The 504-nt window shown below is 56.7% G+C and carries 1 protein-coding gene; it reads left to right on the forward strand.

The features are described 5' to 3' along the window. Positions 1-504: hypothetical protein (locus HMPREF3178_RS26995; protein WP_077270137.1), on the forward strand; the 504-nt coding region annotated here is incomplete at both ends.

Below are 504 nucleotides of genomic sequence, written 5' to 3' on the forward strand. Positions count from 1 at the left end.
CGGACTCCGACAGCGACTCGGACTCGGACAGTGATTCGGATTCAGACAGTGATTCGGATTCTGACAGCGACTCGGACTCTGACAGTGACTCGGACTCTGACAGCGACTCGGACTCCGACAGCGACTCGGACTCCGACAGCGACTCGGACTCGGACAGTGACTCGGATAGCGACAGCGATTCGGATTCTGACAGCGACTCGGATAGCGACAGCGATTCTGACTCTGACAGCGATTCCGATTCTGACAGCGATTCTGACTCTGACAGCGATTCGGACTCTGACAGCGATTCCGATTCCGACAGCGATTCCGATTCTGACAGTGACTCGGATTCTGACAGCGACTCGGACTCTGACAGCGACTCCGATTCCGACAGCGACTCGGACTCTGACAGCGACTCCGATTCCGACAGCGACTCGGACTCTGACAGCGATTCTGACTCCGACAGCGATTCCGACTCTGACAGTGATTCGGACTCCGACAGCGATTCGGACTCTGACAGCGATT

Origin of the sequence: Klebsiella sp. HMSC09D12, from assembly GCF_001808475.1 — a bacterium.
Classification (GTDB): domain Bacteria; phylum Pseudomonadota; class Gammaproteobacteria; order Enterobacterales; family Enterobacteriaceae; genus Klebsiella; species Klebsiella oxytoca.